Raw genomic sequence first — 13560 nt, 5'->3', positions numbered from 1 at the left:
GGGGTGGTCGCGCGCCGGTTTTGCGCCTGGGGAGGCGGTGGGCGCCTTGCCTGGCGGCGGGGCTGAGGGACGGACGGGAGCCGGGTGGTTACGCTTGGCGACTGCGACGTCAGGTCCAGAAGGTGGGGTCTTCGATGTTCCAGGGCAGCGTCAGGCCGTAGACGGCCAGGTAGGCGGTCAGGGCGGCGGCGAGGGCCAGGGCCGTCAGGACGCCGAGGATGGTGTTGCGGCGGCGGGCGCGGGGGTCGAGGGCTTTCTCCTTGGCGCGGTCGGCGGCGGTTCTGGCGCGATGGAGGGCGCGCTGGGCCCAGGCGAACTCGGTGGCGAGGATGGCCAGGCCGATGACGATGCCGAGGAGGCCGGGGCCGGGGGTCACCATCATGACCAGGCCGCCGGTGAGGACGGCGGCGCCGGTGAGGAAGACGGCGGCGCGCCAGGCGGTGTTGAGGAGGGGGTTGCGCCGGATCCGGGCGCGGAAGCGGTGGGAGAGGCGCGGCTCCGGCGGTGGAGCATCCTTTTCATGATTTATTGCCACGGTTTTACCTTAAGGCAGCGGATGGGCCTGCGGGGGGACGGGGGAGCGTGCGGATCGGCCTGCGGGGCAGGCGGGCCGAAGCGAAGGAAACTTGCGAATGATCCGCTTTTGCCCAGGTCAGACGCGGGTTTTGCTATGGTGAGATGGATCACAAACGCCGGGGACGCCGGAATGTTCGGCCGAGTTCAGGCAGTTAGGCGTCATAGATCGCGGGGATGTCGGTGAGAGGGAGTACCGCCCCACCGGAGCACCCCGTGAGCCAGCGGGACCGACGTAAGAGGGAATGGCCATGAACAGCAGTACCACCGTCTCAGCAGAGCTGGGCCTTCGTCTCGTCGTCCCCGACCGCACGACCGTCCCTCTGCTGGCCGGGCTGGAGTACGCGGCCGACGACCCGTACGCGATCCGGATGGCCTTCTACGTGGGCGACGACGAGCCGGTCGAGTGGATCTTCGCCCGGGAGCTGCTCACCGTCGGCATCGTGCGCAAGGTCGGGGACGGGGACGTCGAGGTCTGGCCCGGCGAGGACGACGGCACGCTCAACATCGCGCTGTCCTCCCCGTTCGGGGACGCGCTGTTCGAGGTGCCGCTCTCTCCACTCGCCGACTTCCTCCACCGGACGTACCAGGCGGTGCCCGCCGGCGAGGAGAGCGAGTTCATCGACATCGACGCCGAGCTGGAGAACCTGCTCTGGCCGTCCTAGCCGGACAGGCGCGCGATGTGGCGCATCTTGTTCATCGCGTCCAGGGCGGCGACCTTGTAGGACTCGGCGAGGGTGGGGTAGTTGAAGACGGCGTTGACCAGGTAGTCGATGGTGCCGCCGCAGCCCATGACCGTCTGGCCGATGTGGACGAGCTCGGTGGCGCCGGTGCCGAAGACGTGGACGCCGAGGAGCCGCCGGTCATCCGGTGAGACGAGAAGTTTCAGCATGCCGTAGGAGTCCCCGATGATCTGGCCGCGGGCGAGTTCGCGGTAGCGGGACACGCCCACCTCGAAGGGGACCTTGGCCTCGGTCAGGGCGTCCTCGGTGCGGCCGACGAAGCTGATCTCGGGGATGGTGTAGATGCCGATGGGCTGGGTCTCGTGGATCTGGGAGACCGGCTCGTCGCAGGCGTGGTGGGCGGCGAGGCGGCCCTGCTCCATCGAGGTGGCCGCGAGGGAGGGGAACCCGATCACGTCCCCGACGGCGTAGATGTGCGGGACCTCGGTGCGGTAGTGCTCGTCGACCTTGATCCGGCCGCGGAGGTCGGCGGTGAGGCCCGCGGCCTCCAGGCACAGGTCGCCGGTCATGCCGTGGCGCCCGGCGGAGTACATGACGGTGTCGGCGGGGATCCGCTTGCCGCTCTCCAGGACGGTGATCGCGCCGTGCGCCATCCTCTCGACGGACGCGACGCTCTCGCGGAACCGGAAGGTGACGGCCAGGTCGCGCAGGTGGTACTTGAGCGCCTCGACGATCTCCAGGTCGCAGAAGTCCAGCATGCGCTCGCGCCGCTCGACGACGGTGACCTTGGTGCCGAGCGCGGCGAACATGGAGGCGTACTCGATGCCGATCACGCCGGCGCCGACGACGACCATGGTCTCGGGGATGCGGTCCATGTTGATGATGCCGTCGGAGTCGATGATCGTGCGGTCGTCGAAGTCGACGGTCTCGGGCCGCGCCGGCCGGGTGCCCGTCGCGATCACGATGCGGTCGGCGGTGAGCTTCTGCTCGCGGTCGCCGGTCCCGCTGACGGCGATCGTGTCGGGCTCCAGGAAGCGGCCGGTGCCGGGCAGCACGGTGACGCGGTTGCGGGCGAGCTGGCTGCGGACGACGTCGGTCTCGCGGCCGATGACGTGCTGGGTGCGCATCCCGAGGTCGGCGACGGTGATCTCGTCCTTGACCCGGTAGCTCTGCCCGTACAGCTCGCGCTGGTTGAGCCCGGTCAGGTAGAGGACGGCCTCGCGGAGCGTCTTGGACGGGATCGTCCCGGTGTTGATGCAGACGCCGCCCATCATGTCGCGGCGGTCCACGATGCCGACCCTGCGGCCGAGTTTGGCGGCGGCGATGGCCGCGCGCTGCCCGCCGGGCCCCGAGCCGAGGACGAGGAGATCGAAGTCGCTCACGCCCTCAGTCTGACTGCCGAGCACCGTGCTGATAAGGCTTTCGCCAGATCTATCCCGATCCCAGGAGGCCGCCGGCCAGGGTGTCCAGGCCGGCCTTGACGCGGTCGAGGGGCATGCCGCGGGTCCGGCGCTGGTGGAGGAACAGGTTCGCGGCGAGGGGGGCCAGGAGGGCGTCGGCCAGGTAGTCGGCGTCGGCGTCCGGGCGGATCTCGCGGAGCAGGATCGACAGATGCCGGTGGTAGAGCCCGTACGAGCCGTCGCGGAAGCGGGCCTCGGGCGGGTCGGACTCGGCCATCAGGAGCAGATCCGCCTGGGCCTCGGTGCGGTCGGCCAGGGCGTGCAGGAAGGCGCGGACGCGCTCGGCGGGGGCGGCGCCCGGGCCGAGGGGCGGAGGGCCCTGGATGAACGCGGTCTGGAAGTCGCGCTCGCGGTCGTCGATGACGGCGTAGACGAGGCGGGCCCGGTCCCCGAACCGGCGGTACACGGTGCCGACACCGACCCCGGCGGCCCGCGCGACCTCGTCCATGGAGACGGCCTCGGGGCCGCGGGTCGCGATCACCTCCGCGGCCGCGCGCAGGATGCGGCGGCGGTTGTGGGCCGCGTCCGCCCGCTCGGCGGGCGGCCGCCCGATCACGGGCAACTCCCGCATCCGACCCCCTCTCGGCACGGACCAGCGTAACGGGTTTGTATCCGGAAAGTTCTCCGGTTAAGCTCGCTAAGTGGAACTTTCTCCGATTAACGCCGGGAGCTGAGATGACGGTGGATCTGGCAGGACGGGTGGCGCTGGTGACGGGCGGCGGGCGCGGCATCGGGGCGGCGATCGCGCGGCGGCTGGCGCGGCACGGCGCCGACGTGGCGGTGACCTACGTCCGGGCCCCGGAACGGGCCGCCGGCGTCGTCCGCGAGATCGAGGCGGCGGGCGGGCGCGGGCTGGCGATCGCCGCCGACGCCGCCGACCCCGAGGCCGTCGTCGCGGCCGTCGACCGGACGGCGGCCGAGCTGGGCCGCCTCGACATCCTGGTCAACAACGCCGGGATCGCGCCCTACGGGCCTCTGGAGGACGTGACGGCCGCCGAACTCGACCGGACCCTGGCGATCCATGTCCGGGCGGCTTTCGTCGCGGCGCAGGCGGCGGCCCGGCATCTCGGGCCGGGCGGCCGCGTCATCAACATCGGCAGCAGCCTCGCCGAGCGCGTCCCCTATGCCGGCTGGACGCTGTACGCCATGAGCAAGTCGGCGCTCACCGGGCTCACCCGGGGCCTGGCCCGCGATCTCGGGCCGCGCGGGATCACCGCCAACGTGGTGCAGCCGGGCTCGACCGACACCGAGATGAACCCCGCGGACTCCCCCGACGCCGAGTTCGAGCGCGGGTTCACGGCACTCGGCCGGTACGGCCGCGCCGAGGAGATCGCCGCGATGGTCGCGCATCTGGCGGGTCCGGGCGGGGACTATGTCACCGGTGCGGCGATCGCCGTGGACGGGGGGTACGCAGCCTGATGGCCTGGATCTTCCTGCTGATCGCGGGATTGACGGAGTTGGTGTGGGCGACGGCGCTGAAGCAGTCGGACGGCCTGACGCGGCTCTGGCCGACGGTCATCGGCCTGTCGGTCGCGCTGCTCAGCGTCGTCGTGCTGTCGCTGTCGCTGCGGACCCTGCCGGTCGGGACCGCGTACGCGGTCTTCGTCGGCCTGGGGGCGCTCGGTGTCGCGCTGGTCGGCATGGTCGCGTTCGGCGAGAGCGCGTCGCCGGCCCGGCTGGCGTTCCTCGCCCTGATCGTCGTCGGCGTGGTCGGTTTGCAGGTGCTGGAGGGCTCTTAGCGGCGGCAAGATCGGGCAGAGTGAGGGCATGGCGAGGGAGATGCTGGGGATCGACATCGGCGGGTCGGGGATCAAGGGCGCGCCGGTCGACCTGTCGGACGGGTCGTTCACACGGGAGCGGTTCCGGGTGGACACGCCGCAGCCGTCGAAGCCCAAGGCGGTCGCGGCGGTGCTCGCGCAGGTCGTGGAGCACTTCGGGTGGGACGGGCCGGTCGGGGTCACCTATCCCGGCGTGGTGATCGGCGGCGTGACGTTGTCGGCGGCGAACGTGTCCAGGCACTGGGTCGGGCTGGAGGCGGAGTCGCTGATCGCGGACGCGACCGGGCGGGAGATCACGCTGCTCAACGACGCGGACGCGGCGGGGATCGCGGAGATGCGGCTCGGCGCGGGACGCGGACGGCGCGGCACGGTCGTCGTGCTCACGCTGGGGACGGGGATCGGCAGCGCGCTGTTCACCGACGGCGTCCTCGTCCCGAACACCGAGTTCGGGCACCTCCAGATCGACGGCGAGGACGCCGAGATCCGCGCGGCGGCCAAGGCGCGGGAGGAGCACGACCTCAGCTGGAAGAAGTGGGCGAAGCGGCTCAGCGTGTACATGGGCCACCTGGAGGCGCTGATCTCCCCCTCGCTGATCATCGTGGGCGGCGGGGTGAGCAAGAAGTCCGAGCACTTCCTTCCGCTGATCGAGGGCGTCCGGGCGGAGATCGTTCCGGCGCGGCTGGTGAACAACGCGGGCATCGTGGGAGCGGCCATGGCGGCGGACGCCGCGCGTGTCGGAGTGGCGGACGCCGCGCAGGATGGGGCGGCGGACGCCGCGCGTGTCGGGGCGGCGGACGCTAGGACGTCCTGAAGCGGACGGTGGCGATCTCCCAGGGCCGCAGCGCCAGCGTGGCCGTCCCGTCGTGCACGTCGAGCGGGATGCCGGGGCGTCCGCGCAGGTCGACGCGGGTCGCCTCGGCGAGGTCGCCTTGCAGGACGGCCGTGGTGGGGTGCGCGCACTGGGCGACCATCCGGGTCTCGGTCCAGCCGTCGCGGAGGCGGAGCGAGGTCATCGCCACGCCGTCGCCCGTGATCGAGAGGCCCGTCCGGGAGGCCGGGACGGGCGAGCCGGCGCGTCCGTAACCGGCGGCGGTATGCAGCTCGTGCCGGTAGGTCTCGGCGGCCTGCAGAACGTCGGCTCCGGGCGCCTCACCGGAGTACGGCATGATCGCGAGGCCGACCGCGCGCTCGCCCCGGCACTGGGCCTGCGGCGTGGGGAGCTGCGGCCCGGCGGGCTGGTCGCGGTAGGCGTTGCGGTCCCGCGACAGGTGGCCGATCGAGCGCAGCAGGGTGAGCGCCAGTTCCCGTCCGCCGAGCACCTCGTACTCGGTGACGTGCTCCAGCAGGACGGCGAGGCCGCCCGCGGCGACGAATCCGGACGCGGGGAAGGTCGGCACCGGCCGCTCCCCGAAGCCGCCCTCCGCCGTGGGCCCGCGCTCGACGATCGCGAACTGTCCTTCGGCGAAGGACGAGCCGGCCCGGCGCGGCAGCGACATGTGCAGCCGGACGCGGTGGTCGTCGCACCGGTTGTCGAACGTGACGCGCAGCCGCAGGAAGGGCTCCCCGGCGCGCAGTTCGGCGCGGGTGGTGACGGTCACGTCCTCCTCGGCATCGGACCGGGCGTCGCGCGGGACGTCCCCGGAGGCGGGCCACCGGTAGGTCCGGACGATGTCGAGCGCGGCGACGAGCGGCCCGTCCCACAGGGGCCGGACGGTCACGGTCAGGGGGTCGCCGACGATGCGGTCCTCGGCGGGCGGCGCGTAGTTGTAGGAGTCGCCGAGGTCGCCGCCGTCCACGACGCGGCCGACCCCTTCGACGATGTGGCCGGACTGGGTGCGCAGCTGGAGCGTGCCGTCCTCGCGGACCTCGGCGCGCAGCAGCCCGTTGTCCAGGACGTTCCCCTCCGCCTTCACCGGCCCCTCCGCGGCGCCGCCCGACGCGACGGGCCGGACGGCGGTGAGCCCCAGGGCGGGCACGTCGACCAGCGCGGCGACCGTGCGGCGCGGATCGGCCAGGATCCGGACGCGCCAGTCCCCGTCCGCGTCGCGCAGCGCCTCCCGCACCTCGCCGATGTCGAACGGGACGTCGGCGCGGGACGTGACGTGGAAGGTGAGCGCGCGGTCCTCCCGGGAGACCGTCCAGTCGCGGATCTCCTGCCCGAACAGCACCCGCCCGTACACCCGTTCCAGCAGGATCGGCAGCTCGGAGGCCGGGTGGACGGCGTCGTCCAGGACGGTGGGCGCGATGTCGAGCGTCTGGACGGGGACCGGCCGCCCGTCCCCGGTCACCAGCCCGGGTTCCCCTTCGCACGCGACGTCCAGGGTGACGAGGCCGGTCCGCGGAGCGGGGGTCGGGTTGAACACCAGGTGGGAGCCGAGCGGCACCGTCGCGGCGCGTTCGGCGGTGACCAGGTCGCAGACCGCGCGGCCGAGCTGCTCCGCCTCCGCCATGCGCGCCGCGACCTGCTCGGCGGTCTCGTCGCTGCCGCATCCGGTGACCGAGTCGTGGCAGCTCACCTCGATGAGGCGCCGCCACGCCAGGTCGAGGAACCGCTGCGCGTCGCCGGTGTACCAGAGGGCTGCCAGCGGTTCGGCGTACCGCTCCACGAGCCGTTCGGCGCGTCCCATCAGCTGCTTGAGCCGGACGCGGGCCGACAGCACGCCGGGAAGGATGTTGGCGCGGGCGTGCGACCGCAGCTCGCCGCGGACGCGCGGCAGGCCGTCCACGGACGGCTCCTCCCCCGCGAAGTACCCGGCGAGCGTGTCCAGGCGCATCGCGGGCCCGGCGGAGGCGACCCGGTCGGCGAGGTCGGCGGCGGGCGCGGTGTGGTCGGCCCCGTACATGGCCAGCAGCGGGCCGCCGCCCGGGTACCAGCGGCCCATCGCCTCCGCGAACCCGGCGACGCGGCCGGGCAGCAGGGACGCGCCGTCCTCGAACTCCTCGAACATCGACGCGGCGTTGCCGTAGCCGCCCTCGGGGAGGTACTGGGTGCGGATCGCGGTTCCGTCCGGCGCCTCCCAGGCGAACGCGCGGGTGCGGACGCGGTCCGGGACGCCGCGCCACACGCAGGCGTGCTCGATCCCGGCGAGTCTGAGGATCTGCGGTGTCTGCGCGCAGTGCCCGAACTGGTCGGGCAGATAGCCGACCATCATCGCGGCGCCCAGTTCCTCCGCGCGCCGCAGCCCGAGCTCCAGGTTCCGGACGATGTTCTCCCCCGAGCACAGGAACTCGTCGTGCAGGATCTGCCAGGGCCCGACGGCGAGCCGGCCCTCCCGGACGAGCGCGGCCACCCGCTCGCGCCGCTCGGGACGGATCTCCAGGTAGTCGTCGACGGCGGCCATCTGCCCGTCCAGGGTGAAGTGCCAGCGCGGGTCGGCCTCCATCCCGTCGATGACGCCGTCCAGCAGCGACACCAGGCGGAGCCGGAAACGCTGGAACGGCAGGTACCACTCGCGGTCCCAGTGGGTGTGCGGCACGACGACGATCTCTGAGCCCTCGGCCCGGCCTGCTACCCGCACAGTGCGATCACCTCGTTCTCGTGGGTCTCCAGTCGGTACGTGCCCGCCTCGGCGGCCGGCATCCGGACGCGGTCGCCCCGGACGGCGGTTCGGCGCCCGTCCGGCCGGACCAGCACGGTCCCGTCCGCGCCGAGGGCGACGAGCTCGTCGGCGACGCGCAGCAGCGCCGGCGCGTCCAGGCCGGCGGACACCGCCGTCCGGCCTGCCGCGAGCCCGCCCAGCACGTCCTCTCCCTCGGCGAGGACCCAGGTGACGGGCTCGCCGAGGTCCTTCATCTGCGCCGGGTCGTGGAAGTCGCTGCCGCCGAGCGGGACGACGCCCTGCGGCCGCCACACCTGCGCCCAGGCCAGCGGGGCGCCCCAGCGGCGGTCCCACCAGGACGAATGCCAGATCTCGGCGTGGCGCGGCCGGTGCTCGGCGGGCAGCGGGCGCCGCCAGGCGCAGTCGCCGCTGAGCGGGTGGTTGATCGACATGAGCCCGCCGCGCGCGGCGGCGGAGGCGGCCCAGTCGGCGCTCGGCGCGCGGAAGTCGATCCAGCCGGTGTCGCCGAAGACGTTCGCGTGCCCGAGGTCGGTGGTGACCTCCTGGCCGGGCAGCAGCAGGACGCCGGCGTGCGCCCCGGCGGCGGGCAGCTCGGGATGGTGGCTGACGGTGTTGTGGTCGGTCACCGCGAGGTAGTCCAGGCCGCGGGAGGCGGCGAGGCACGCCAGTTCGTGGACGGTGAGCGTGCCGTCGCTGTGGACGGTGTGCGAGTGCAGGTCACCGGCGAGCCAGCGCATTCCGTCCGGGGCGGGGAGTTCCGGGCGGGACGGTCGTTCCGGCGGCGGAGGCGGCGCTTCGTCCGGCCGCCTTGGGTTCGTCCCAGAGGTGGTGACGGTGACCTCGAACGGGACGCCGTCCGGCGGGATCCGGTGCAGCCCGAGCCAGACGTGCCAGAGGCCTGGTTCAAGCTCGCCCGGGAGATATCCGGGCGTCGCCCAGTCGGCGCCGATCGTGAACCGTCGACGCGCCCCACCGGACCAACCGCGGAACCCGTCCGGCCCATGGCAGCCCAGGTCGATCACACCGCCCTCGAAGGACAGCTCGACCGTGACGGACGCCGTCCCCCTCGGCACCTCGAAGGGGAGTTCGCGCAGACCCTGCTCCAGACGGTCTTCCAGACTCCACCGTCCGCTGTGCACGGTCATCCGCTCCTCCCGTCCTTGGCCAAGGTCGCCGCCGCCCGCCCGGCCTCGTCGCCACCGCCCGTCACCAGCTCGCCGTCGCGGTAGAGCAGGACGCGTCCCGGACGCGGCGACGCCCACCCCTCAGCGGAGGGCTGGGCTTCGAAGCCCTCCCCCACCACGGCTCGCACCGTTTCACCGTCGACGTCCAGGGTCACCAGGGAGGACGCGCCGAGGTTCTCCACGACGGACACCCTCCCGCCGAACGCCCCGTCCACCGGCTCGGTGCTGAACTCCATGTATTCGGGCCGTACCCCGCAGACGACCTCCTGCCCGTCCATCACGAGGCCGCGCACCTCCTCCGGAACGGGCAGCTCGGTCGCGCCGACCTCGACCGCCCCGCCGCGGACCGTGCCGGGCAGCAGGTTCATCGGCGTCGAACCGATGAACGAGGCCACGAACAGGCTCGCCGGGCGCCGGAACACTTCCGCGGGCGTGCCGATCTGCCGGATCTGCCCCGACTCCATGACCGCGATCCGGTCGGCGAGCGCCAAGGCCTCCGCCTGGTCGTGCGTGACGAACACCGTCGTGAACCCGTGGCGGTGCTGGAACGTCTTGAGGAAGGTGCGGGCCTCCAGGCGCAGCCGTGCGTCCAGGTTGGACAGCGGCTCGTCGAGCAGGAGGATCCGCGGGTCCGCCACCACGGCGCGGGCGAGCGCGACCCGTTGCTGCTGGCCGCCTGACAGTTCCCCGGGACGCCGCCGCTCCAGGCCCTGCAGGCCGAGCGACTGGGCCGCCGAGGTCGCGCGCCCGTACCGGACGGCGCGGCTCTGCTTCCTGACGCGCAGCGGGTAGGCGATGTTGTCCAGGACGGTCATGTGCGGGAACAGCGCGTAGTCCTGGAACACCATGCCGACGTCGCGCCGCCCCGGCTGGTGCCGCGTCACGTCCTCGTCGCCGAGGCGGATCGTCCCGCCCGTGGCCGCCTCCAGGCCGGCGATCGTGCGCAGCAGCGTGGTCTTCCCGCAGCCGGACGGGCCGAGCAGCGCGAAGAACTCGCCCATGGCGACGTCCAGGTCGAGCGCGTCCAGAGCCCGGACGCCGCCGGGATAGACCTTCGTCAGCTCCCGAATGGTGATGGACGCCATCAGCGCTTGATCCCTCCGTGGAAGCGGAAGCCGTACCGGCGGCTGACGAACAGGTACATGAGCACGACCGGCAGGGAGTACAGCAGCGAGAACGTGGAGATCAGCGGCAGGTCCGGCTGGCCGCCCTCGGTGTAGAACGTGTACATGATCACCGAGGCGGGGGCCTTGCCCGGGTCGCGCAGGAGCAGGAACGGCATGAGGAAGTCGCCCCAGACCTGCGCGACCGTCCAGACCGTCACGGTGGCGAGCCCGGGCCGGATGACCGGGACGACCACATGGCGCAGGACCTGCAGCGGCGAGGCGCCGAACACCCGCGCGGCCTCCTCGTAGGACGTGGGCGTGGCGTCGGTGAAGTCCTTCAGCAGGAAGATCGCCGCCGGCAGCAGCCCGCCGGTCAGCACCAGGATCACGCCGAGCCGCGAGTCGATCAGGTGCAGGTTGAAGGCCAGCAGGAACACCGGGACCATCGCGGCCGTCCCGGTGATGATCGACGACAGCAGGAGCAGGACGTAGAGCAGCAGGTCCCGGCCGGGCACCCGGACCCGGCTCAGCGCGTACGCGGCCAGAGACGCGGTAGTGACGACGAGCGCCGCCGTCCCCGCGGCCAGCAGCACCGAGTTGCGCAGCGACGCGAGAGCGTAGGGGTTGTCCAGCAGGACCCGGAAGTTGTGCAGCGTGAACTCGGGCAGCGATGCCGAGATCCCCGGGTTCGCGTCGAACGGCGCGAAGGCCAGCCAGAGCAGCGGCAGGGCGAAGAACCCGAGAACGCCCGAGACGAACGTGGCCAGCCCGATCCGGCGCAGGATCTCGCGTACGGTGCCGTTCACGCGGCCGCCCCCTCCGCCGTGCCGGCGTCCGCCGTGCGGGCGCGGCCGCGGTCGCGCAGCGCCCGCAGGTAGACCAGCGCGATCACCAGGTTGATCAGGATCATGAGCAGCGAGATGGCGGCGCCGAACCCGAGCCGGCCGTCCCCGAGGGCCGTCCGGTACACGTACACCGACATGATCTCCGAGCGCCCGTCCGGGCCGCCCGCGGTGATCAGGAAGGGCGTGAAGTCGTTGAACGTCCACAGGCTGACCAGCAGCAGGCTCGTCAGCAGATGGCCCCTGATGCGCGGGAACACCGCGTCGCGGAGCGTCTGCCACGTCGACGCGCCCGCGAGCCGCGCCGTCTCCAGATGCGATGGTGGAACGTTCCCGAGAGCCGCTCCGCAGAGCATCATCGAGAACGCGGTCCCGCGCCACACGTTGAACACGACGACGCACGCCATCGGATGGTCGAGCAGCCACGCCGTGCCCGGCGTGCCGAGCATGGCGTTGAGGGTCCCGCCGTCGCGGTCGAGGAGCGCGATCCACAGGAACGCGATGACCGAGGACGGCAGGATCCAGGCCAGCAGCACCAGCCCCTCGACCAGGCGCCTGACCAGGCCGGACCGGTCGCGCATCACCCACGCGATCGAGAAGCCGAGCACCGTCTGCCCGATCACCGCCGACCCCAGGACGAACTGGAGCGTCAGCCACAGCGACCGGTGGAAGTCCCCGTCGCCGAGCACCGTCCGGTAGTTGTCGGTCCCGACGAACCGCGGCTCGCCGGCGGCGATGCCGGTGAGCCGGTAATCGGTCGTGCCCAGGTAGAGCGTCCAGAGCGCGGGGAACACCAGGAACACCGCGACCAGGACCAGCGCCGGCGCGACGAAGGCGGCGGCGCGGCCCCGCCCCAGCCCGGCCGCGTCGTCCTCGAAGGACGGCGCGGCCGTGGGCGCGACGTCAGCGCGGGGTGACGTGGGCGGCGCCACCGACGATCCCCTCCAGCTTCTTGGCGTACTCGGCGGCGGCCTGGTCCGGACTCCTGCCCGCCACCACGCTCGCCGTGGCCTCCTGCAAGGCCGTCGACACCTGCGGATAGGCCGAGAGGCCCGGACGGTAGGACGTGACGGGCAGCACCTTCTCCGACACGAACGTCAGGAAGGGGTCGCTCGCGAGGATCTCCTTGTTCACGTCCGTCCGGGACGTGATCTCGGGGGTGCCGGCCGTCCGGGCCTTGACCATCTCCGGGGAGTTCATGAAGGCCAGCAGCTCGAACGCCTGCTGCGGGTACTTGGTATTCGGGTTGAGGACGGTCACCGAGCCGCCCGACATGCTCACGAACGACTGCCCGCGCAGGCCCCGCCCCTGGGAGACGGCGGGGATCAGCGCGTAGCCGACGTCCTGGTCGCGGGTGGCCATCTTCGCGACGCCCGTCTTCGGGTTGAGGACGTCCCGCCAGAAGTAGTCGCCCTCGAACAGGATCCCGATCTTGCCCGCGGCGAACTCCTCGAACGACTTGTCGCGCCCCTTGGCCTCCTGCTGGAGCTTGGGGTCGCCGAGGCCCTCACCGCCGTAGACCTGCGCGTACAGGCCGAGGACCTGCTTGAGCGCCTGACCGCCGCCCGTCCACCTGCCGTCCGCCCAGATCTCCGCACCCGCCCCGGCCAGCAGCGGGAGCGCCCCCTGCATGCTGGTGGCCTCTCCCATCGCGGTGCCCGCGTTCAGCTGGATCGGGGTCACGCCGGGGACCTTCTTCAGGGCGCGTCCCGCCGCGATGATCTCCTGCCAGCTCTTCGGCTGCCAGCCGGCGGGCAGGCCGGCCCGCGCGAACAACCTCTTGTTGAAGAAGATGAGGCGGCCGTCGGTCGCGGGCGGGACGCCGTAACGCTCGCCCTCGAACGTCGCCAGTCGCTGGACCGATGCGGGGATCTGCGCCCAGCCGTCCCAGGCGCCGGCGGGGGCGCCGACCGCCTTCGACAGCGGCTGGATGTAGCCGGCCTGGGCGAACTCGCCGACCCAGATGCCGTCGATGTCCATGATGTCGGCACCGGCGCGCGACTTCAGGTCGAGCGCCAGCTTCGTCTTGTACACCTCGTCGTCCACGCCCTGGCCGCGGAACGTCACCTTCGCCGTGACGCCCTTGGCCTTCTGCGCCGCGACGAACTTCGGGATCACTGTCCTGGTGATCCACTCGGCCTCTTCGGCGTTCTTGCCGCCCGCGATGGCGTTGCGGGTGATCGTCAGGGAGAAGTTCTTGGCGTCCTTGCCCCGGTCGGGGTCCGTCGAGGACCCGCCGCCGCACCCGGCGAGCGCCGCGCCCGCCAGTGCGAGCGCGGCGGCCGCGCCGATCCGCCTCCTGGAGAAGTCCCTAGTGGAGAAGACCATGGGTGACCTCCTACAAGCGTCACCACATAACGTGAACGAAGAATTC

At 72.3% G+C, this 13560-nt stretch carries 13 protein-coding genes; 4 read left to right on the top strand and 9 right to left on the bottom strand.

Going from position 1 to position 13560, the window contains the following annotated elements:
- Positions 1-109 precede the first annotated feature (109 nt).
- On the bottom strand, positions 110-535 hold the full coding sequence (locus AB0H37_RS33715) for a TIGR02611 family protein (protein ID WP_329089168.1): 426 nt from the start codon (positions 533-535) through the stop codon (positions 110-112).
- Between the two features lie 289 nt (positions 536-824).
- Between AB0H37_RS33715 and AB0H37_RS33710 the strand changes: the two genes are divergently transcribed.
- Positions 825-1238 (top strand): SsgA family sporulation/cell division regulator, encoded by a 414-nt coding sequence (locus tag AB0H37_RS33710; protein ID WP_089312133.1) that lies wholly within the window; start codon positions 825-827, stop codon positions 1236-1238.
- Here the strand turns inward: AB0H37_RS33710 and sthA are convergent.
- Together sthA and AB0H37_RS33700 are read right to left on the bottom strand one after the other, a co-directional pair.
- Positions 1235-2638 (bottom strand): Si-specific NAD(P)(+) transhydrogenase, encoded by a 1404-nt coding sequence (gene sthA / locus AB0H37_RS33705; protein WP_179835744.1) that lies wholly within the window; start codon positions 2636-2638, stop codon positions 1235-1237. The two genes, AB0H37_RS33710 and sthA, sit on opposite strands and share 4 nt — an antisense overlap.
- Before the next feature lie 49 nt (positions 2639-2687).
- A complete protein-coding gene (locus AB0H37_RS33700; RefSeq protein WP_360616843.1) occupies positions 2688-3287 on the bottom strand; it encodes a helix-turn-helix domain-containing protein in 600 nt (199 codons plus the stop codon).
- Between the two features lie 104 nt (positions 3288-3391).
- Here AB0H37_RS33700 and AB0H37_RS33695 point away from each other — a divergent pair, with 104 nt between their 5' ends.
- Genes AB0H37_RS33695 through ppgK form a run of 3 tightly spaced genes read left to right on the top strand, consistent with a single transcriptional unit; the run spans position 3392 to position 5305 of the window.
- The gene (locus AB0H37_RS33695) at positions 3392-4135 is read left to right on the top strand and encodes an SDR family oxidoreductase (RefSeq protein WP_329089156.1); all 744 of its coding nucleotides are present in this window, start codon (positions 3392-3394) and stop codon (positions 4133-4135) included.
- Entirely contained in the window at positions 4135-4455 is a 321-nt protein-coding gene (locus AB0H37_RS33690) for a multidrug efflux SMR transporter (protein WP_179835747.1), read from the top strand. The genes AB0H37_RS33695 and AB0H37_RS33690 overlap by 1 nt, the downstream gene beginning before the upstream one ends.
- Positions 4456-4483: 28 nt before the next feature.
- Positions 4484-5305: a polyphosphate--glucose phosphotransferase gene (ppgK, locus tag AB0H37_RS33685; RefSeq protein WP_329089154.1), complete on the top strand. Its 822-nt coding sequence runs from the start codon at positions 4484-4486 to the stop codon at positions 5303-5305.
- Here the strand turns inward: ppgK and AB0H37_RS33680 are convergent.
- From AB0H37_RS33680 to AB0H37_RS33655, 6 genes are read right to left on the bottom strand one after another with little or no spacing between them, the layout of a single operon-like run.
- Positions 5292-8012, bottom strand: coding sequence for an alpha-mannosidase (locus tag AB0H37_RS33680; RefSeq protein WP_360616842.1), 2721 nt, complete (start codon positions 8010-8012; stop codon positions 5292-5294). The two genes, ppgK and AB0H37_RS33680, sit on opposite strands and share 14 nt — an antisense overlap.
- The gene (locus AB0H37_RS33675) at positions 8003-9199 is read right to left on the bottom strand and encodes a CehA/McbA family metallohydrolase (protein WP_360616841.1); all 1197 of its coding nucleotides are present in this window, start codon (positions 9197-9199) and stop codon (positions 8003-8005) included. Before AB0H37_RS33675 ends, AB0H37_RS33680 begins: the two co-directional genes overlap by 10 nt.
- Positions 9196-10323: an ABC transporter ATP-binding protein gene (locus AB0H37_RS33670; RefSeq protein WP_360616840.1), complete on the bottom strand. Its 1128-nt coding sequence runs from the start codon at positions 10321-10323 to the stop codon at positions 9196-9198. Before AB0H37_RS33670 ends, AB0H37_RS33675 begins: the two co-directional genes overlap by 4 nt.
- Complete coding sequence (locus AB0H37_RS33665) at positions 10323-11150, bottom strand: carbohydrate ABC transporter permease (RefSeq protein ID WP_329089146.1); 828 nt, start codon at positions 11148-11150, stop codon at positions 10323-10325. Before AB0H37_RS33665 ends, AB0H37_RS33670 begins: the two co-directional genes overlap by 1 nt.
- Positions 11147-12118 (bottom strand): sugar ABC transporter permease, encoded by a 972-nt coding sequence (locus AB0H37_RS33660; protein ID WP_329089144.1) that lies wholly within the window; start codon positions 12116-12118, stop codon positions 11147-11149. The genes AB0H37_RS33665 and AB0H37_RS33660 overlap by 4 nt, the downstream gene beginning before the upstream one ends.
- On the bottom strand, positions 12090-13514 hold the full coding sequence (locus AB0H37_RS33655) for an extracellular solute-binding protein (protein WP_360616839.1): 1425 nt from the start codon (positions 13512-13514) through the stop codon (positions 12090-12092). The genes AB0H37_RS33660 and AB0H37_RS33655 overlap by 29 nt, the downstream gene beginning before the upstream one ends.
- Positions 13515-13560 lie beyond the last annotated feature (46 nt).

Origin of the sequence: Actinomadura sp. NPDC023710, from assembly GCF_040639875.1 — a bacterium.
Taxonomy (GTDB): domain Bacteria; phylum Actinomycetota; class Actinomycetes; order Streptosporangiales; family Streptosporangiaceae; genus Spirillospora; species Spirillospora citrea.
This window is presented reverse-complemented; position numbering and strand designations above follow the sequence as displayed.